Here is a 16551-nt window from a genome sequence, read left to right on the forward strand (position 1 = left end):
GTCAGGCCAGCTTCAGGTCGACGGCGATGTTGCCGCGGGTGGCGTTGGAGTACGGGCAGACCTGGTGGGCCTTCGCGACCAGGTCCTCGGCGACCGCGCGGTCCGCGATCCCCGGCAGGCTGACCACCAGCGCGACCTCGAGGCCGTACCCGGCGCCGCCGTTGATCGCGCCGATGCCGACCTCCGCGGTGACGGTCGAGCCCGTGACGTCCTGACGCTCCCGGCGAGCCACCACCATCAGGGCGCTCTGGAAGCAGGCCGCGTACCCGGCCGCGAACAGCTGCTCGGGGTTGGTGCCGTTGCCGGTACCACCCATCTCGGCCGGCGGCGCGACCACGACGTCGAGCTTGCCGTCGTCGGACGCGACCTTTCCGTCGCGGCCGCCGTGCGCGGTCGCCTTGGCGGTGTACAGAACCTTCTCGACAGCGATCGTCATAACTGGTTGTCTCCCTGGGAATCGTTCAGCGGGTGGGGTCGAGAACGAGCTTGCCGACGGTCCGGCGGGCTCGCAGGTCTTCGTGGGCTCCTGCGACCTCGGACAGCGCGTACTCGCCGCCGACGACCGGGGTCAGCTTGCCCGCGGCGGTCAGCTCGAACAGCTCGGTCAGCGGGCCGCCGAGCAGCTGCGGGTTCGCGAAGCAGTCGGCCAGCCAGAAGCCGGCGATCGTCTTCGAGCCCTTCATCAACCGGCTCGGGTCGATCGGTGCGGCCGACTGCCGGGACGCGGCGCCGAACGTCACCAGCCGGCCGAACCGGGCCAGCGCGGCGAACGACTCGTCGAACGTCGGCCCGCCGACCATCTCCAGCACGATGTCGACCGGCTTGCCGCCGTTCGCCTCGAGGATGCGGTCCTTCAGGCCTTCCGGCGTACCGTCGATCGCGGCGTCGGCGCCGAGCTCCAGGACCTGCTTGCGCTTGTCCTCGGTGGACGCGGTCGCGATCACCCGGCCGGCACCCCAGAGCTTCGCGAGCTGGACGGCGAGCGAGCCGACACCGCCGGCGCCGGCGTGCACGAGGACGGACTCCCCCGGCTGCAGGTGCGTGGACGTCTTCAGCAGGTGCCACGCGGTGGTGCCTTGCAGCACGAGCGCGAGAGCCTGGCCGTCAGTGACACCTTCCGGCACGTCCCACGCGTACGGCGCGTGGGCCACGGCCTGCTCGGCGTATCCACCCGAACCGACGAGCGCGACCACGCGGCGGCCGTCGGCGGTGCGGCCGACGACCTCTCCGCCGGGGATCAGGGGCAGCTCGGTCTTGGAGAGGTAGCTGTTCTCGACCTGGTGGGTATCGGCGTAGTTGATGCCCGCACGGTCGACCGTGATCAGGACCTGCCCGTCGCCGGCGACCGGCTCCGGGACGTCGCTGATCTTCAGGACCTCGGGTCCGCCGAACTCGGTGATCTGAATGGCTCGCATACACCGTACTATACACTGTACGTTAGCGAGGTCGAAGGGAGTTGGGTCACACATGGCGCGGACACCGCGGAACACGCTGAACGCCGAGCTGATCGTGCGGACGGCGCTCAGGCTGATGGAGAGCAAGGGCACCGACGCGTTCAGCCTGCGCGGGGTCGCCGCCGAGCTGGGCGTCGGCCCGATGGCGCTCTACACCTACTTCCGGAACAAGGACGAGCTGTACGACGCCGTCCGCGATCACCTGATGTCGTTGCTGCCCGGCGTACCGGCGGACGTGCCGTGGCCGGACCAGGTGCGGTCGGTCTGCCGTTCGCTGCGGCTGCTGATGCTGCAGCATCCTTGCCTTGCGCAACTACTGTCCGGGCGGCCGCTGAGCGGTCACGAGACGGCGCGGGTCGCCGAGGGCCTGCTCGGCGTACTGCGGTCTGCCGGGTTCGGACCGGAGCAGGCCGCACGGACGCACACGACGCTGTTCACCTACGTGCTCGGGTCGACGTCGTGGGAGATCCAGATGGCGGCCGAACGCCGCGATCCCGAAGCGTGGCGACGGCTGCGGGCGACGATGGAGTCGCTGTCGGCGCGCGAGTTCCCGTCGGTGGTGGAACTGGCGCCGGAGCTGGCGCGGACGACCGGCGGCGACGAGCAGTTCGACTACGGCCTCGACCTGCTGCTGGCCGGACTCAGAACACCATCGTGACGATGGCCACCACGCCGATGCAGACGATGAGTGCGCGCAGTGCGATCGGCGGGAGCCGGCGGCCGTAGCGGGCGCCGAGGAAACCGCCGATGGTCGAGCCGACCGCGATCAGGGCGGCGGCCAGCCAGTCGATGTCGTGCACGATCACGAACAGGATCGCCGCGACCGAGTTCACGACCGTGGCGAGCACGTTCTTCAGGCCGTTCATCCGCTGCAGGTTCGAGTCCAGGCCGAGGCCGAGGATCGCCATCAGCAGCACGCCCTGCGCGGCACCGAAGTACCCGCCGTACACACCGGTCGCGAACACGGCCGGGATCACCCACCAGGCACCGCGGTGCTGATGCGCACCGACGCTGACCCACCGCGACAGCCACGGCTGGAACGCGACGAGCAGGCAACCGAGCAGGATCAGCACCGGTACGACGGCGTGGAACGCGGAGTCCGGCAGCGTGAGCAGCAGGACTCCCCCGACGATGCCACCGGCCAGGGACGCCGGGACCAGGCGGATCATCCGGCCGCGCTGTCCCTCGAGTTCGCGGCGGTAGCCGATCGCGCCGGCCGCCGTACCGGGTGCCAGACCGACCGTGTTGGTGACGTTCGCGAGCACCGGCGGGATGCCGACGGCCAGCAGGGCGGGGAACGTGAGCAGCGTGCCCGACCCCACCACCGCGTTGATCGTTCCCGCGCCCATCCCCGCCAGCAGGACGAACACCGCCTCGAACCATGTCATCGCCAAGAGACTTTACGCAGCCGTCCTGGGCGGCGCAGATCTGTCCGGAGGTTGAACACGAAAGAACCCTCCTGAGAGCTGCGTCAGGAGGGTTCCTCGGGGGTGTTGTGTGTCAGCGCTGCGGTGGCTCGGCAGCCGGGGGTTCGGCGGCCGGCGCCTCTTGGGTCGGCAGGGCCGATTGGGCTGCCGACTGGTCCGGCGGTACGGCGGACATCGTCGGCGCGGCACTGCGGGTGCTGACCGCGGCGGACTCGGCGGCCGCGATCGCCTCGCGGACGGCGTTGTCGGCCTCGGCGACTGCGGACGGCGCGGCGCCCGCGCCGGCGGTGTCGAGCTCCGGGACCTGGCCGTTGTCGAGCTCCGGCGCCTCCCAGTTGCCCTCGGCCTGCTTCGCGATCCCGGCCACCTGGCCGACCGCGGAGCCGAGACCCTTGAGCGCGTCGCCGATCTCGCTCGGCACGATCCACAGCTTGTTCGCGTCGCCTTGGGCGATCGACGGCAGCATCTGCAGGTACTGGTACGCGAGCAGACCCTGGTCGGGCTTGCCGGCATGGATCGCATTGAAGACCGTGGTGATGGCCTGCGCCTCACCCTGTGCCTTCAGGATCCGGGCCTGCCGCTCGGCCTCGGCGCGGAGGATGCGGGACTGCTTGTCGCCCTCGGCGGTGAGGATCGCGGACTGCTTCTGGCCCTCGGCCGACAGGACGGCGGACTGCCGCATACCTTCGGCGGTGAGGATCGCGGCCCGCTTGTCCCGGTCCGCGCGCATCTGCTTCTCCATCGAGTCCTGGATCGAGGGCGGCGGGTCGATCGAGCGCAGCTCGACCCGGTTCACCCGGATGCCCCACTTGCCGGTCGCCTCGTCCAGCACGTACCGGAGCTTCTCGTTGATCTCCTCGCGGGAGGTCAGCGTCTGCTCCAGATCCATCCCACCGATGATGTTTCGCAGCGTGGTCATGGTCAGCTGCTCGATGGCCTGGATGTAGTTGGAGATCTCGTACGTCGCCCGGACCGGGTCGTTGACCTGGAAGTAGATGACGGAGTCGATCGACACCATCAGGTTGTCCTCGGTGATGACACCCTGCGGCGGGAACGCGACCACCTGCTCGCGCATGTCGATGGTGTAGCGGACCTTGTCGACGAACGGGGTCAGCAGGTTCAGGCCCGGCTGCAGGCCGGTCTTGAACTTACCGAACCGCTCGACGATGCCGACGGTCTGCTGCTGCACCACCCGGACGGACTTCACCAAGGTCACGATCACCACCAGGGCGACCAGTGCCAGGACTATGAGGAACGCGGTCACTCGACCCTCCACTCGAACGCTCGGACGGACAATCTGCCGCCCTACCACCGACACTACTGCGCGTAGGGGACCACTCAACGCTCAGGACTGCGGCGGGTCCTGGGGTTTCGGGCTCTCGACCTGGGGCAGCGGATCGGAGACCGGGTAGACGACCGCGGTGGCGCCGTCGATCGACATCACTTCGACGCGGGTGCCGGGGGCGATCGTCGAGATCTCGTCGTACGGGCGGGCGGTCCAGAGCTCACCGCCGAGCCGGATCGAGCCACCGCCGTCGGGGTGGATCTCCTTCACCACTGTGCCGGTCCGGCCGATGACGTGCGCCGAACCGGTCTTGAGTTCCTGCCCGTGATGGATCTTCCGGACGATCATCGGCCGGATCGCGCCGAGCATCGCGGCCGCGGTGATCAACCCGATCACGAGCTGCAGCCACAGCAGACCCGGGAAGAAGGCGGCCACCCCCGCGGCAGTGAGCGCGCCGGCGGCCAGCATCAGCAAGGTGAAATCGAGCGACGCCAGCTCGGCCAGACCGAGGACGGCGGCGATCGTCAACCACGCCGCCCACATGTTGTCCCGCAGCCAATCCATCATCTACCAAGCCTATCCGGGTCAGGGACTTCCGGCAGGTGTATGACGCATCACCGGGGGGCGGAGGATCCGCTCAGAGGGCGCGGGCGGTGTAGCGGCCGTCCTCCTGCTTCAGCGTCAGGGCCAGGTCGAAGGTGTCGCTGAGGTTCTCGGCGGTCAGGGCTTCGTCCATCGGTCCGGCGGCGACGATCCGGCCCTGCTTGAGCAGCAACGCGTGGGTGAAGCCGGGCGGGATCTCCTCGACGTGGTGGGTGACCAGCACCATCGCGGGCGCTCCGACGGCGGTCGCGATCGAGCTGAGCGAGCGGACCAGCTGTTCGCGACCCGTAAGGTCGAGCCCCGCCGCCGGTTCGTCCATCAGCATCAGTTCGGGGTCGGTCATCAGCGCGCGGGCGATCTGCACCCGCTTCCGCTCCCCCTCCGACAGCGTCCCGAACGTCCGGTCGGCAAGGTGTCCGATCCCGAGCTCGGACAGCAACGCCGCGGCGCGATCGTGGTCGAGCTCGTCGTACTCCTCGATCCAGCGGCCGAGGACCGCGTACGACGCGGAGACGACCACGTCGGAGACCCGCTCGCTCTTCGGCAGCCGGTCCGCGAGGGCGGCGCTGGTCAGCCCGATCCGCGGCCGCAGCTCGAACACGTCGACCGCGCCGAGCACCTCGCCGAGCAGCCCGGCGACGCCGGACGTCGGGTGCACCTGCGCGGCCAGGATCTGCAGCAGCGTGGTCTTGCCGGCGCCGTTCGGACCGATCACCACCCACCGATCGGCCTCGTCGATCGTCCAGTCGATGCCGTCGAGCAGACGTGCGTCCCCACGAACGACCGACACCCCGGCCAGCTCCACCACTGCAGTCATGCAACAAAACCTAAGGGGTCGGCGTTGGCGACCGGTGGTCGGGTGGTGCGAGACTTGCGGGCGTGTTGACGACCTCCGCCTCGGTCCGGTTCACGGTCTGGACGAACGCGATGCTGACCGGCGCCTGCGATCCCGACACGGCCGCGCAGAAGATCCTCGGTGACGACGTCGGTCACCACATCTCCGGACTGGCTGGGCATCCGGAGCCGGCCACACTGCCGGTCGCGCTGAATCTGCTGCGTGCGGCGGGTACGACGCAGGCGCATCTCGCGCTGCCGGTACCGGGCGATCCGATCGGACTGGCCGGTCCGCCGGCGTTCAACGAGGCGGCGCTGGAGACCGGCGAGGCCGTCGTACTGACGGGGCCGGAGATCGGGCTCGTTCCGTCGTACGTCGGTCCGGCGGTGCAGTGGGCGGTGCTGCCGGCGGCTTCGCCGATCGCGGCTGACTTCGGTGAGGCGGATCGTGGGTTGCGGATGGCGCTGATCGAGGCGGCCGAGTCGCTGGCGGCGCTGGACGTGGCGCGGTGGAAACCCGAGGTGGCCGACGCGCTGATCGACATCCGCAAGATTGGGCGTGGCAGCGGTGACGATCTGGCGCCCGGCTACGAACCCCGCGCGGTCAAGACCGCGGCGACAGCGCGCAGGTGCTTGGCGATCGCCGATGCCGCCCTCGAGGACGACGGCGCCGCGGTCACCGGCGCCGAAGCCGACGCCCGCCGCCGAGCCCTCCTAGCCCTGGCCGCCGCCGCCCGCCGCGCCCTAGTCGCAGCCTGCGCCCCACCCGTCCGCGCCTGACCGCACCTCCCGTTCCAGGTCCCGGTTCATGCTTGGGATTTGGACCGGTAACTGGACAGTCATCTCATGTGGGTAGCGTTCGGTACGAGATGACTGGACTGGGTGAGGTGGAGAAGGCGGCGGCTGAGCGGCCGACGTTGCTGGTGACGTTGACGGGGACCGACCGGCCGGGGCTGACGTCCGCGGTGCTGTCGACGCTCGCCACCCGCGGGCTCGAGGTGATCGACGCCGAGCAGGTCGTACTGCGGGGCCGCCTGGTGCTCGGCGTACTGCTGACCGCGCCGCGCGACCACAAGGACCTGAAGGAAGAACTGAAGGCGCTCGCGAACGTCCTCGACGTCGAGATCTCGGTGAAGAAGGGCGTCGGCGACAACGAACCCCGGCGCAAGGGCCGCAGCCAGGTGACGATCATCGGCCACCCGCTGTCCGCGAGCGGCCTGGCCGCGGTGGCCGGCCGGATCGCCGACACCGGCGCGAACATCGACCGGATCAGCCGGATGGCCCGCTACCCGGTGACCGCGATGGAGATCGCCGTCTCCGGTGTCGAACCCGAGGCGCTGCGGACCGTGCTCGCCCAGGAAGGCGTCCGTCAGGGCCTCGACATCGCGGTCCAGGACGGCGGGTTGTACCGGCGGGCCAAGCGGCTGATCGTGATGGACGTCGACTCGACCCTGATCCAGGGCGAGGTGATCGAGATGCTCGCCGCGCACGCCGGCCGGCTCGAGGAAGTCGCCGCCGTGACCGAGAAGGCGATGCGCGGCGAACTGGACTTCGCCGAGTCTTTAAAGCACCGGGTCGCGGCACTGGAAGGACTGCCCGTCTCGGCGCTGGACGAGGTGTACGAGGCGATCGAGCTCGCGCCCGGTGCGCGCACCTTGGTACGGACGCTGAAGCGGCTCGGATACCAGTTCGCGATCGTCAGCGGCGGGTTCAGCCAGATCACCGACCAACTGGCCGCCGAACTCGGCATCGACTACGCGAAGGCGAACGAGCTCGAGATCGTCGACGGCAAGCTCACCGGCCGGGTCGTCGGCGAGATCGTCGACCGCGCCGGCAAGGCGACCGCGCTGCGTCAGTTCGCCGAACGCTCCGGCACGCCGCTGACCCAGACCGTCGCGATCGGCGACGGCGCCAACGACCTGGACATGCTCGCCGCCGCCGGTCTCGGCGTCGCGTTCAACGCCAAGCCGGTGGTCCGCGCGGCCGCGGACACCCACCTGAGCGTGCCGTACCTGGACACGATCCTGTACCTGCTCGGCATCACCCGCGAGGAAGTCGAAACGGCGGACGACGAGTTCCCGGCCTGACCGGGCGATGCGGCAGGATCGGGGGATGGAGTTCCGCACCCGCCCCGCCGCCCTTGACGACGCCCCGGCGATTCACGCGATCATCGCCGCCAACGAGCAACTCTGGCACGGCCTGGTCCAGGCGGTACCCGATGCGGTGGCTGCCGATCTGCAGCGGCCGTTGATCAATCTCGACCTCGACACCCGGGTGGTCGAGGCGGCAGGCCAGGTGGTCGCCTGGGCGTGGGTGCACGGCGGGCGGCGCGCCCAGCTCGACGTCCATCCGTCGGACGTCGGCCGCGGTCTAGGCACCGACCTGCTCGACTGGGCCGAAGCACGCGCACGCGAACACGGCAGCGACTGGCTGGCGCAAACGGTGGACGACGCGGACCTCGCCGGGACGAAGATCCTTCGCGACCGTGGGTACGAAGTACTCGCGACCAACTGGTTGCTCGAGCGCCCGGTCGACGGCGACGAGCCGATGCTGCCCGACGGGGTCACGCTGCGCCCCTTCGAGACAGCTGACGCGCACACCGTGCACCAGGTGATCCAGGACGCGTTCGACGAATGGCAGCCGCGGCGGCACGAGTACGACGAATGGGCCGGCACCAGCATCGAGCGCGACAGCTTCGACGCCGAGCTCTCGCCGGTCGCCGTCGCCGATGACCAGATCGTCGGCGCCGCGATCAGTCTCGAGCTTCCCGGCTCCCCCAACGGCTACGTCGAGCAGCTCGCCGTACGCCGTGACTTCCGCGGCCACGGCGTCGCTCGCGCCCTGCTGACGTACGCCGCGCTCGAAGCCGGCCGCCGCGGCAAGAAGACGCTGACGCTCTGGACGCACTCCGGCACCGGCGCCCTCGCGATGTACGAACGCCTCGGCATGCGGGTGCGGCGCAGTACGACGGTCTACCGCACGCAACTGTGACGAACTGTTGACACCGGGCAGTGAGAGCGCTCCCATGGACTCAATCCACCGCCCCTGGAGGTCGACATGCGTTTCCGCCCCATCGCCATTGCTCTGGTCGTCCCACTCCTCGCCGCCGCGTCGATCGGCGTCGCCGCGGAGGCCAGCGTGCCACCGCCGCCCGCCGGTTGGACGACCGTCTGGAGCGACGACTTCAACGGGCCGAGCGGCAGCCTGCCGTCGAGCTCGAACTGGATCATCGACACCGGCCACGGCTACCCGGGCGGCCCCGGGAACTGGGGCACCGGCGAGATCCAGAACTACACGAACAGCCCGAGCAACCTGTCGCTGGACGGCGGCGGGAACCTGAACATCACGCCGCGCCGGGACGCGGCCGGCAACTGGACGTCGGCCCGGATCGAGTCGCAGCGGGCCGATTTCAAACCGCCCGCCGGCGGCGTGCTGGCGATCGAGAGCCGGATCCAGATGCCGAACGTCACCGGCGACGCCGCGCTCGGCTACTGGCCGGCGTTCTGGGCGCTCGGCTCGCCGTACCGCGGGAACTACTGGAACTGGCCGGGCATCGGCGAGTTCGACATCATGGAGAACGTCAACGGGATCAACTCGGTCTGGGGCGTGCTGCACTGTGGCGTGAACCCCGGCGGCCCGTGCAACGAGACCACCGGTCTCGGCGCGAACCGCGCCTGTCCCGGTGCCAGCTGCCAGTCCGCGTTCCACACCTACCGCTTCGAGTGGGACACCTCCGTCTCACCGAACCAGCTCAGGTGGTACGTCGACGGCCAGCAGTTCCACTCGCTCAGCCAGAGCCAGTTCCCGGCCGACACCTGGTCGAACATGACGTCGCACGCCGGGTACTTCGTGCTGCTCAACCTGGCGATCGGCGGCGCGTTCCCGGACGCGCTGAACGGCCCGACGCCGCGCGCCTCGACGGTCCCGGACAAGCCGATGGTGGTCGACTACGTCGCGGTCTCCACCAAGGGCGGCGGCGGTACGACGACTCCTCCGCCCGGCGGCTCCTCGGCGTACGGCACCTTGCAGGCCGAGGCGTACAACCAGCAGTCGGGGATGGGCCTCGAGACCACGACCGACACCGGCGGCGGCCAGAACCTGATGCAGATCGGCAACGGCGACTGGGCGCAGTACCGCGGTATCGACTTCGGGAGTACGCCGGCCACCCAATTCGTGGCGCGGGTCGCGTCGGGTGCGGCCGGCGGGGTCAGCGGGCTGGTCGAAGTACGGCTGGACAGCAGGTCCAACGCCCCGATCGGCAGTTTCGCGATCGCCAACACCGGCGGCTGGCAGTCCTGGCGAACCGTCCCCGCGAACGTGTCCGCGGTGACCGGGGTGCACGACGTCTACCTCACGTTCACGAGCGGTCAGCCGGCCGACTACGTCAACCTGAACTGGTTCACGTTCGGTCACTGAGGGGTCTACCACCTACCATTCGGCTTATGTCTGAACTGCAGGGTGGGCCGGGTGCCCTGTTCGCCATCGGTGGTGCCGAGGACAAGCTGAAGAAGCGGACGGTGCTGCAGGAGTTCGTCGAGGCGGCGGGTGGGCCCAAGGCGCGGATCGTCGTGGTGCCCACGGCGTCCGCGCTCGGGCCCGACGTGATCGACGTGTACCGCGCGCTGTTCGCCGCCCTCGGTGCCGAGAGCGTGGTCGGCATCCGCCCGGAGAACCGGGAGGACGCCGACGACCCGGCCTTCGTCGCCCCGCTGAACGACGCCACCGGGATCTTCATGACCGGCGGCAACCAGCTCAAGCTCGCGGGCGTCGTCACCGGTACGGCGTTCGGCCGCGCGGTGACCGCCGCACACGCCCGCGGCGCGGCCGTCGGTGGTACGTCGGCCGGCGCGAGCATTCTGGCCGAGCACATGATCGCGTTCGGCCGCTCCGGTGCGACCCCGCGGCAGCGGATGAGTCAGCTGTCCAACGGTCTCGGCCTGGTGCAGGGCGCGATCGTCGACCAGCACTTCGCCCAGCGGAACCGGTACGGCCGGCTGCTGTCGCTGGTCGCGCAGTCCCCCGGCCTGCTCGGGATCGGCGTCGACGAGGACACCGCAGCGGTCGTCCGCGGCAGCCACCTCGAGGTCGTCGGGCGTGGTGCCGTGACGATCTTCGACGGCAGCCGGATCACGTCGAACGCGTACAACGCGAAGCGCTCCGAGCCGATCCTCGCTTCCGGAGTCGTCCTGCACGTCCTGCCGGCCACCGCCACGTTCGACCTGCAGGACCGCGTGCTGCTGTCGTACGGTCCGCAGCCGCCGGCGACCGAGATCGCGGAGATGGCAGCGGCCGAGGCGGACCTGCGCCGGCTCGCGAAGGAGATCGCGGCCGAAGGAGTGTCACCGAGGTACTACGAGGAACGCAAGCGGCGGGCGGGACGACGCACCAAGGCCGCTGCCGCCGGGGAGTCCAGACCGGAGGCGACCGAGCCCGTTGTCAGACAGACACTGCCGGCCGGCGCCGAAGCCGATCTCCCCGACCGCATGCAACCAGAAACGTGAAGCCCCCGGATGACCACTGGCACCCCCTCCCCTGACCTGAAGATCATCGAGACCCGCGTCTACCGCGGCCCGAACGTCTGGAGCTACGACCCCGCGATCCACCTGGTCGTCGACCTCGGCTCGCTCGAGCAGTTCCCGTCGAACACCATCCCCGGCTTCACCGAGCGACTGCTCGCCGACCTCCCCCGGCTCGACCAGCACCACTGCTCGCGGGGCCGCAAGGGCGGCTTCATCGAGCGGCTGAACGAGGGCACTTGGCTCGGTCACATCGCCGAGCACGTGTCGCTGCAGCTGCAGCAGGAGGCCGGCCACGACATGCGCCGCGGCAAGACCCGGCAGGTCAAGGGCTCGCCGGGCATCTACAACATCATTTACGCGTACGCCGACGAGGCAGTCGGGCTGGCCGCGGGCGAGCTCGCGGTCCGGTTCGTGAACAACCTGGTCGAACCGGACCCGGCGTTCGACTTCACCACCGAGCTGGAGAAGTTCATCAAGCAGGCCGAGCGGACCGCTTTCGGCCCGTCGACGCAGGCGATCGTGGACGAGGCGGTGTCCCGGGACATCCCGTGGATCCGGCTCAACAAGGCCAGCCTGGTGCAGCTCGGCCAGGGCGTGCACGCCAAGCGGATCCGGGCCACGATGACGTCCGAGACCGGTTCGATCGCGGTCGACGTTGCCGGCGACAAGGACCTGACCACGCGGCTGCTCGCGTCGGCCGGTCTGCCGGTGCCGCGCTCGGAGTCGGTCCGGACCGTCGAGGAGGCGGTCGGCGTCGCGAACAAGATCGGGTACCCGGTCGTCTGCAAGCCGCTCGACGGGAACCACGGGCGCGGCGTCTGCCTGAACCTGCTCGACGCCGACGCGGTCCGGGAGGCGTTCCCGATCGCCGCCGAGCAGTCCCGGCGCGGGTCCGTGATCGTGGAGAACTTCGTCACCGGCAAGGACTACCGGTGCCTGATCATCAACGGCCGGATGGAGGCGATCGCCGAACGGGTGCCCGCGCACGTGGTCGGTGACGGCGTCCACACGGTCGCCGAACTCGTTGACATCACCAACGCCGACCCGCGCCGCGGTGTCGGCCACGAGAAGATCCTGACCCGGATCACGATCAACAACGCGGCCCGGCAGCTGGTCCGCGACCAGGGCTTCGAGCTGGACGACGTACCGCCCGAGGACGTGATGGTGAAGCTGACGCTCACCGGCAACATGTCCACCGGTGGGATCTCGATCGACCGGACCTGGGAGGCGCACCCGGAGAACGTCGAGATCGCCGAGGAGGCGGCCCGGATGATCGGGCTGGACATCGCCGGCATCGACTTCATCTGCCCGGACATCACCCAGCCGGTGCGCGAGACCGGCGGCGCGATCTGCGAGGTGAACGCCGCGCCCGGGTTCCGGATGCACACCAACCCGACGATCGGCGAGCCGCAGTACATCGCGAAACCGGTGGTGGACATGCTGTTCCCGCCCGGCGCGACCAGCAGGATCCCGATCGTCGCGGTCACCGGGACGAACGGGAAGACCACGACGTCGCGGATGATCAGCCACATCTTCAAGGGCATGGGCCGCAAGGTCGGGATGACGTCCACCGACGGCATCGTGATCGACGAGCGGCTGGTGATCCGGCAGGACGCGTCCGGGCCGAAGTCCGCGCGGATGGTGCTGCAGAACCCGCGCGTCGACTTCGCGGTGTTCGAGGTGGCGCGCGGCGGGATCCTGCGCGAGGGGCTCGGGTACGAGCGGAACGACGTGGCCGTCGTGCTGAACATCCAGCCCGACCACCTGGGGCTGCGCGGGATCGAGACGCTCGAGCAGCTGGCCGACGTGAAGGCGGTGCTGGTCGAGGCGGTGCCGCGGACCGGGTACGCCGTGCTCAACGCCGACGACCCGCTGGTGCGGAAGATGCGCCGGAAATGCTCAGGGCAGGTCGTCTGGTTCAGCATGGCCGAGCCGGGGTCGGAGGTCCGCGACTACATCGAGGGGCACTGCCGGCGCGGGGGTCGCGCGGTCGTGCTGGAGCGGTCGGACCTCGGCGACATGATCGTCGTGAAGCACGGGCGACGGTCGATGCAGCTGGCCTGGACCCACCTGCTGCCGGCGACGTTCGGCGGGCGGGCGATGATGAACGTGCAGAACGCGATGGCGGCGGCCGCGGCGGCGTTCGCGGCCGGTGCGCCGCTGCACGACATCCGGCAGGGCCTGCGGACGTTCAGTACGTCGTACTACCTGTCGCCGGGCCGGTTGAACGAGATCGATGTCGACGGGCGCAGCGTGATCGTCGACTACTGCCACAACGCGCCGGCGATGCGGATGCTCGGCGACTTCGTGGACCGGATCGGCGAGAGCCTGAGCGCGTCGTCGGAGGTCGGGCGGCCGTCGCGGATCGGCGTGATCGCGACCGCGGGCGACCGGCGCGACGACGACCTGCGCGAACTGGGTGAGGTCGCGGCGCAGCACTTCGACGTGATCGTGGTCCGTGAGGACGCGCGGTTGCGCGGCCGGAAGCGCGGCGAGTCCGCGGACCTGGTCGCGGCCGGGGTACGTGCCGCGATGGAGGCCGGGGCGCGGTGCCGGCGCGTGGACATCGTCCTCGACGAACTCGAGGCCGTCCGGTTCGCGCTCGGCCGGTCGAACCCCGGCGACCTGGTGGTGCTCTGCGTCGACCAGCACCAGTCGGTGCTCGCCGAACTCGAGTCGGTCTCGCACCTGGCCCAAGCCGGCGCCCGCTCCGGCGACGAAGGCGGCGACCCCGACTTCGTCCAACCCGACGAGGAGCCCACCGAAGACCCCGCCCGAGAGCTCGCCTGACCCTTCACCTGACCCTGCGCCCGCCGGCCCGGCTTCCGGCCGGGCGGCCGGTCAGGTCAGATGCTCCTCGGCCGAGCGGCGCGGCAGCAGCCGGCGGCGCGGCTCGATCTGGTCGATCCAGTCGAGGTCGTCGGACAGTACGGCGTCGTTGGACCGCTCGGCGTACGGGTCCGGGGGCGGCGGTGGCGGCGGGAGGGCGCGCAGCTTCAGCGCGGTCATCGGGATCGCCAGCAGGACGCCGACCACCATCCACGGCCAGTACTCACGCAGCATCGGTTCGAACGACTGGAAGAACGCCTCGGTCGACGCGTCGCCGACCGCGTCCATCGGCTTGCCGGACGACTGACCGACCAGCCGGATCGACGCGACCGCCGCGAAGCAGACCAGGTAGAACCCGGTCAGCGGAAGCCACGAACTCACCGACCGCCAGCCGCGCTTCCAGCAGGCGATGTACAGCAACAGGGCGAGTCCGGCGCCGACGAGCAGACCGTTCAGCTGCCAGATCCAGCGCCAGTCGCCCAACTGCTCGGCCGGCCGCATCGCGTACCAGGCGACCGGCAGTGCCAGCGCGAACGCCGCCACCACCGAGCTCCGATTGCCGACAGCACCGAAGAACGCGCCGACAGCGCTTGCCACCAGCAACGTGATCAGCAGGTCCCGGACCCCGAACGAGGTGCCGGTCGCCCACCACATGCCCGCGGCAACCATCAGCACCACCGGTACGGCGATCCGGATCCGCCCGATCAGCAGCCCGGCGAGCACGCCGCCGGTGAAGCCGCCGAGCACCAGCAGGTCGATCCGCGGCGGCACGAAGAACGTCGTACCGTCCGGGAGTCCCTTCAGGTACGTCGCGGAGAAGCCGCCCACGAACCAGGCGACCACCGCGGCCGGGATCGACCACAGGTAGCGCATCACACAACCCCGTTCCACCCCCACCTCGGGCGGAAGGGGCTCAGTGCTGGGCTCTCTCGACCTTGCTCTTCAAGATCTCCGGTGTGTCGACAGTAGCTCCCTCGGACCGCAACCAGCGGTCAAGACTCGCCCGATCCTGCAGAGACATGACCGCGACCACATCCCCGGCCCGGGCCTGCGCGACCAGCGCCTGGGCCGCCTCGAGCTCGGTCGGGAACGCCGGTACGTCCTCGACGCCGACCGACGCGGCGCCTTCGCGGAACACCGCCTCGAGCTCGGCCGGCGGCCGGCCGCGCAGGTACTCGCTCTTGTGCCCGATCGCGACCTTGTCCGTCGCCCGCGCGCCCATCGCGCCGAGCGCCGCGACCATCTCGTCGGCCCGGTCGCCCGGCGAACCGAGCGCGAGCATCAACCGGCCGCCCTCGGGCCGGACGCCGTTCATGATCTCGATCAGCGCCTCCAGGCCGGCCTCGTTGTGGGCGAGGTCGATCACCACGGTGAAGTCGCGCAGCGAGTACATGTTCATCCGGCCGGGGTTGTTCTCGTTCGGCGCGAAGCTGCTCAGCCCCTCGATCACCGCCGCCCGCGGCAGCCCGAGGCCGAGCGCGGCCGACGCCGCGGCCAGCGTGTTCTCCACGTTGTAGTGCGACAGCCCGGACAGCGTCATCGGTACGTCGACCACCTTGAGCAACGGTTCCGGGTCGCGTGAGCTGTCCAGTACCGTCACGAAGCCGTCGAGCACGGTCGTCGCACGGCCGCCCTCGTCCAGCACGGTCCGGATCGACGGCGAGTCGGGGTCCCGGGAGAACACCCAGCACTTGGCCGGTGAGCCGAGCCGCATCGCGAACGTCCGCGGGTCGTCGCCGTTCACCACGCACCAACCACGCGGCCGGGTGATCTGCGTGATCACGGCCTTCACCTCGGCGAGCTGGTCGATCGTGTCGATGCCACCGAGGCCGAGATGATCGGCGGTGACGTTGGTGACCACCGACACGTCGTTGTACGCGATGCCGACGCCGCGGCGCAGGATCCCACCGCGCGCGGTCTCGACCACGGCGAGCTGGATACCCGGCTGGGACAGCACCTGCGCGGCGCCGCTCGGTCCGGAGAAGTCGCCGTACTTGATCAGTTCGCCGTCGAAGTACACGCCGTCGGTGCTGCTCCAGCCGACATGCAGGTCGGCGGCGCGGCCGATGTGCGCGATCATCCGGGAGGTCGTGGTCTTGCCGTTCGTCCCGGTCACCGCGACCACCGGTACCTTCGGCCGCAGCGTCGGCGGCGGGTTGCCCGGCGGTTCGTCCCGGACACGTTCACCGACGGATGTGATCAGCTCGTTCAGGTCCTCGGCACCGAAGGCGTCCAGTACTTCGACGATCGCCGCACCGAGCGCGCGGGCGCGTCCTTCGTGCGCCCACGGGAACGCGACCACGAGCCGCCGTACGTCGGACTCAGGACGGACCCGGACACCGATCCGGCCGATGCCGGCCTCACGGGCGATCCGCCGGACCACGTGACCGACCACGCGGATCGCGAACCGCTGCCGGAACCCGGACCCGATCCGGCCCGGCCGGGTGGTGCCGAGGCCGATCGCCTGCGCGTACGTCTTCGCGGCCGGTGCGGGCGCGTCCGCGAGCGCCGACACGTCGAGCGTCAGCTTGATCGCGGCACGGCTGAAGTAGAGGTTGGCGCCGTCCAGAACGCGCAGCTCCACCAGGGAAGTAGCCACC

The 16551-nt window shown here is 70.1% G+C and carries 15 protein-coding genes; 7 read left to right on the forward strand and 8 right to left on the reverse strand.

What is annotated here, in order from left to right; genetic code table 11:
* Position 1: 1 nt before the first annotated feature.
* On the reverse strand, positions 2 to 436 hold the full coding sequence (locus FB475_RS32640; RefSeq protein WP_141861498.1) for an organic hydroperoxide resistance protein: 435 nt from the start codon (positions 434 to 436) through the stop codon (positions 2 to 4).
* 25 nt (positions 437 to 461) lie between these two features.
* Positions 462 to 1415, reverse strand: coding sequence for a quinone oxidoreductase family protein (locus tag FB475_RS32645; RefSeq protein ID WP_141861500.1), 954 nt, complete (start codon positions 1413 to 1415; stop codon positions 462 to 464).
* 52 nt (positions 1416 to 1467) lie between these two features.
* Between FB475_RS32645 and FB475_RS32650 the strand changes: the two genes are divergently transcribed.
* Positions 1468 to 2112 carry a TetR/AcrR family transcriptional regulator gene (locus FB475_RS32650; RefSeq protein WP_141861502.1) on the forward strand — a complete coding sequence of 215 codons (645 nt, stop codon included), beginning with the start codon at positions 1468 to 1470 and terminating at the stop codon, positions 2110 to 2112.
* Here FB475_RS32650 and FB475_RS32655 read toward each other — a convergent pair.
* From FB475_RS32655 to FB475_RS32670, 4 genes are all read right to left on the reverse strand, one after another.
* Positions 2096 to 2842, reverse strand: a complete 747-nt coding sequence (locus FB475_RS32655; RefSeq protein WP_141861504.1) for a sulfite exporter TauE/SafE family protein — start codon at positions 2840 to 2842, stop codon at positions 2096 to 2098. The two genes, FB475_RS32650 and FB475_RS32655, sit on opposite strands and share 17 nt — an antisense overlap.
* A 112-nt stretch (positions 2843 to 2954) precedes the next feature.
* On the reverse strand, positions 2955 to 4145 hold the full coding sequence (locus FB475_RS32660) for an SPFH domain-containing protein (protein WP_141861506.1): 1191 nt from the start codon (positions 4143 to 4145) through the stop codon (positions 2955 to 2957).
* Positions 4146 to 4226: 81 nt separating this feature from the next.
* Complete coding sequence (locus FB475_RS32665; protein ID WP_141861508.1) at positions 4227 to 4733, reverse strand: NfeD family protein; 507 nt, start codon at positions 4731 to 4733, stop codon at positions 4227 to 4229.
* Between the two features lie 70 nt (positions 4734 to 4803).
* Positions 4804 to 5586, reverse strand: a complete 783-nt coding sequence (locus FB475_RS32670) for an ABC transporter ATP-binding protein (protein ID WP_141861510.1) — start codon at positions 5584 to 5586, stop codon at positions 4804 to 4806.
* Positions 5587 to 5648: 62 nt separating this feature from the next.
* On the opposite strand from FB475_RS32670, the gene FB475_RS32675 reads away from it, so the two are divergent.
* From FB475_RS32675 to cphA, 6 genes are all read left to right on the forward strand, one after another.
* Positions 5649 to 6383 (forward strand): hypothetical protein, encoded by a 735-nt coding sequence (locus FB475_RS32675; RefSeq protein ID WP_238332575.1) that lies wholly within the window; start codon positions 5649 to 5651, stop codon positions 6381 to 6383.
* Between the two features lie 89 nt (positions 6384 to 6472).
* Positions 6473 to 7690, forward strand: coding sequence for a phosphoserine phosphatase SerB (gene serB / locus FB475_RS32680; protein WP_141861512.1), 1218 nt, complete (start codon positions 6473 to 6475; stop codon positions 7688 to 7690).
* A 25-nt stretch (positions 7691 to 7715) separates the two neighbouring features.
* Positions 7716 to 8594 carry a GNAT family N-acetyltransferase gene (locus FB475_RS32685; RefSeq protein ID WP_238332576.1) on the forward strand — a complete coding sequence of 293 codons (879 nt, stop codon included), beginning with the start codon at positions 7716 to 7718 and terminating at the stop codon, positions 8592 to 8594.
* 66 nt (positions 8595 to 8660) lie between these two features.
* Complete coding sequence (locus FB475_RS32690; protein ID WP_141861517.1) at positions 8661 to 10019, forward strand: glycoside hydrolase family 16 protein; 1359 nt, start codon at positions 8661 to 8663, stop codon at positions 10017 to 10019.
* 26 nt (positions 10020 to 10045) lie between these two features.
* Complete coding sequence (locus tag FB475_RS32695; protein WP_141861519.1) at positions 10046 to 11104, forward strand: cyanophycinase; 1059 nt, start codon at positions 10046 to 10048, stop codon at positions 11102 to 11104.
* A 9-nt stretch (positions 11105 to 11113) separates the two neighbouring features.
* Positions 11114 to 13912, forward strand: coding sequence for a cyanophycin synthetase (gene cphA, locus FB475_RS32700; protein ID WP_141861521.1), 2799 nt, complete (start codon positions 11114 to 11116; stop codon positions 13910 to 13912).
* A 51-nt stretch (positions 13913 to 13963) separates the two neighbouring features.
* Here cphA and FB475_RS32705 read toward each other — a convergent pair whose 3' ends face one another.
* Both FB475_RS32705 and FB475_RS32710 read right to left on the reverse strand, forming a co-directional pair.
* Positions 13964 to 14824, reverse strand: a complete 861-nt coding sequence (locus FB475_RS32705) for a hypothetical protein (protein ID WP_141861523.1) — start codon at positions 14822 to 14824, stop codon at positions 13964 to 13966.
* Between the two features lie 40 nt (positions 14825 to 14864).
* Complete coding sequence (locus FB475_RS32710) at positions 14865 to 16550, reverse strand: Mur ligase family protein (protein ID WP_141861525.1); 1686 nt, start codon at positions 16548 to 16550, stop codon at positions 14865 to 14867.
* Position 16551 lies beyond the last annotated feature (1 nt).

The sequence above is a fragment of the Kribbella jejuensis genome (assembly GCF_006715085.1).
GTDB classification, from domain to species: Bacteria; Actinomycetota; Actinomycetes; order Propionibacteriales; family Kribbellaceae; genus Kribbella; species Kribbella jejuensis.

Coding starts and splice junctions, on each gene's coding strand:
- FB475_RS32640 (WP_141861498.1), bottom strand. CDS start 436: ATGACGATCGCTGTCGAGAAGGTTCTGTACACCGCCAAGGCGACCGCG.
- FB475_RS32645 (WP_141861500.1), bottom strand. CDS start 1,415: ATGCGAGCCATTCAGATCACCGAGTTCGGCGGACCCGAGGTCCTGAAG.
- FB475_RS32650 (WP_141861502.1), top strand. CDS start 1,468: ATGGCGCGGACACCGCGGAACACGCTGAACGCCGAGCTGATCGTGCGG.
- FB475_RS32655 (WP_141861504.1), bottom strand. CDS start 2,842: ATGACATGGTTCGAGGCGGTGTTCGTCCTGCTGGCGGGGATGGGCGCG.
- FB475_RS32665 (WP_141861508.1), bottom strand. CDS start 4,733: ATGATGGATTGGCTGCGGGACAACATGTGGGCGGCGTGGTTGACGATC.
- FB475_RS32670 (WP_141861510.1), bottom strand. CDS start 5,586: ATGACTGCAGTGGTGGAGCTGGCCGGGGTGTCGGTCGTTCGTGGGGAC.
- serB (WP_141861512.1), top strand. CDS start 6,473: ATGACTGGACTGGGTGAGGTGGAGAAGGCGGCGGCTGAGCGGCCGACG.
- FB475_RS32685 (WP_238332576.1), top strand. CDS start 7,716: ATGGAGTTCCGCACCCGCCCCGCCGCCCTTGACGACGCCCCGGCGATT.
- FB475_RS32690 (WP_141861517.1), top strand. CDS start 8,661: ATGCGTTTCCGCCCCATCGCCATTGCTCTGGTCGTCCCACTCCTCGCC.
- FB475_RS32695 (WP_141861519.1), top strand. CDS start 10,046: ATGTCTGAACTGCAGGGTGGGCCGGGTGCCCTGTTCGCCATCGGTGGT.
- cphA (WP_141861521.1), top strand. CDS start 11,114: ATGACCACTGGCACCCCCTCCCCTGACCTGAAGATCATCGAGACCCGC.
- FB475_RS32705 (WP_141861523.1), bottom strand. CDS start 14,824: ATGCGCTACCTGTGGTCGATCCCGGCCGCGGTGGTCGCCTGGTTCGTG.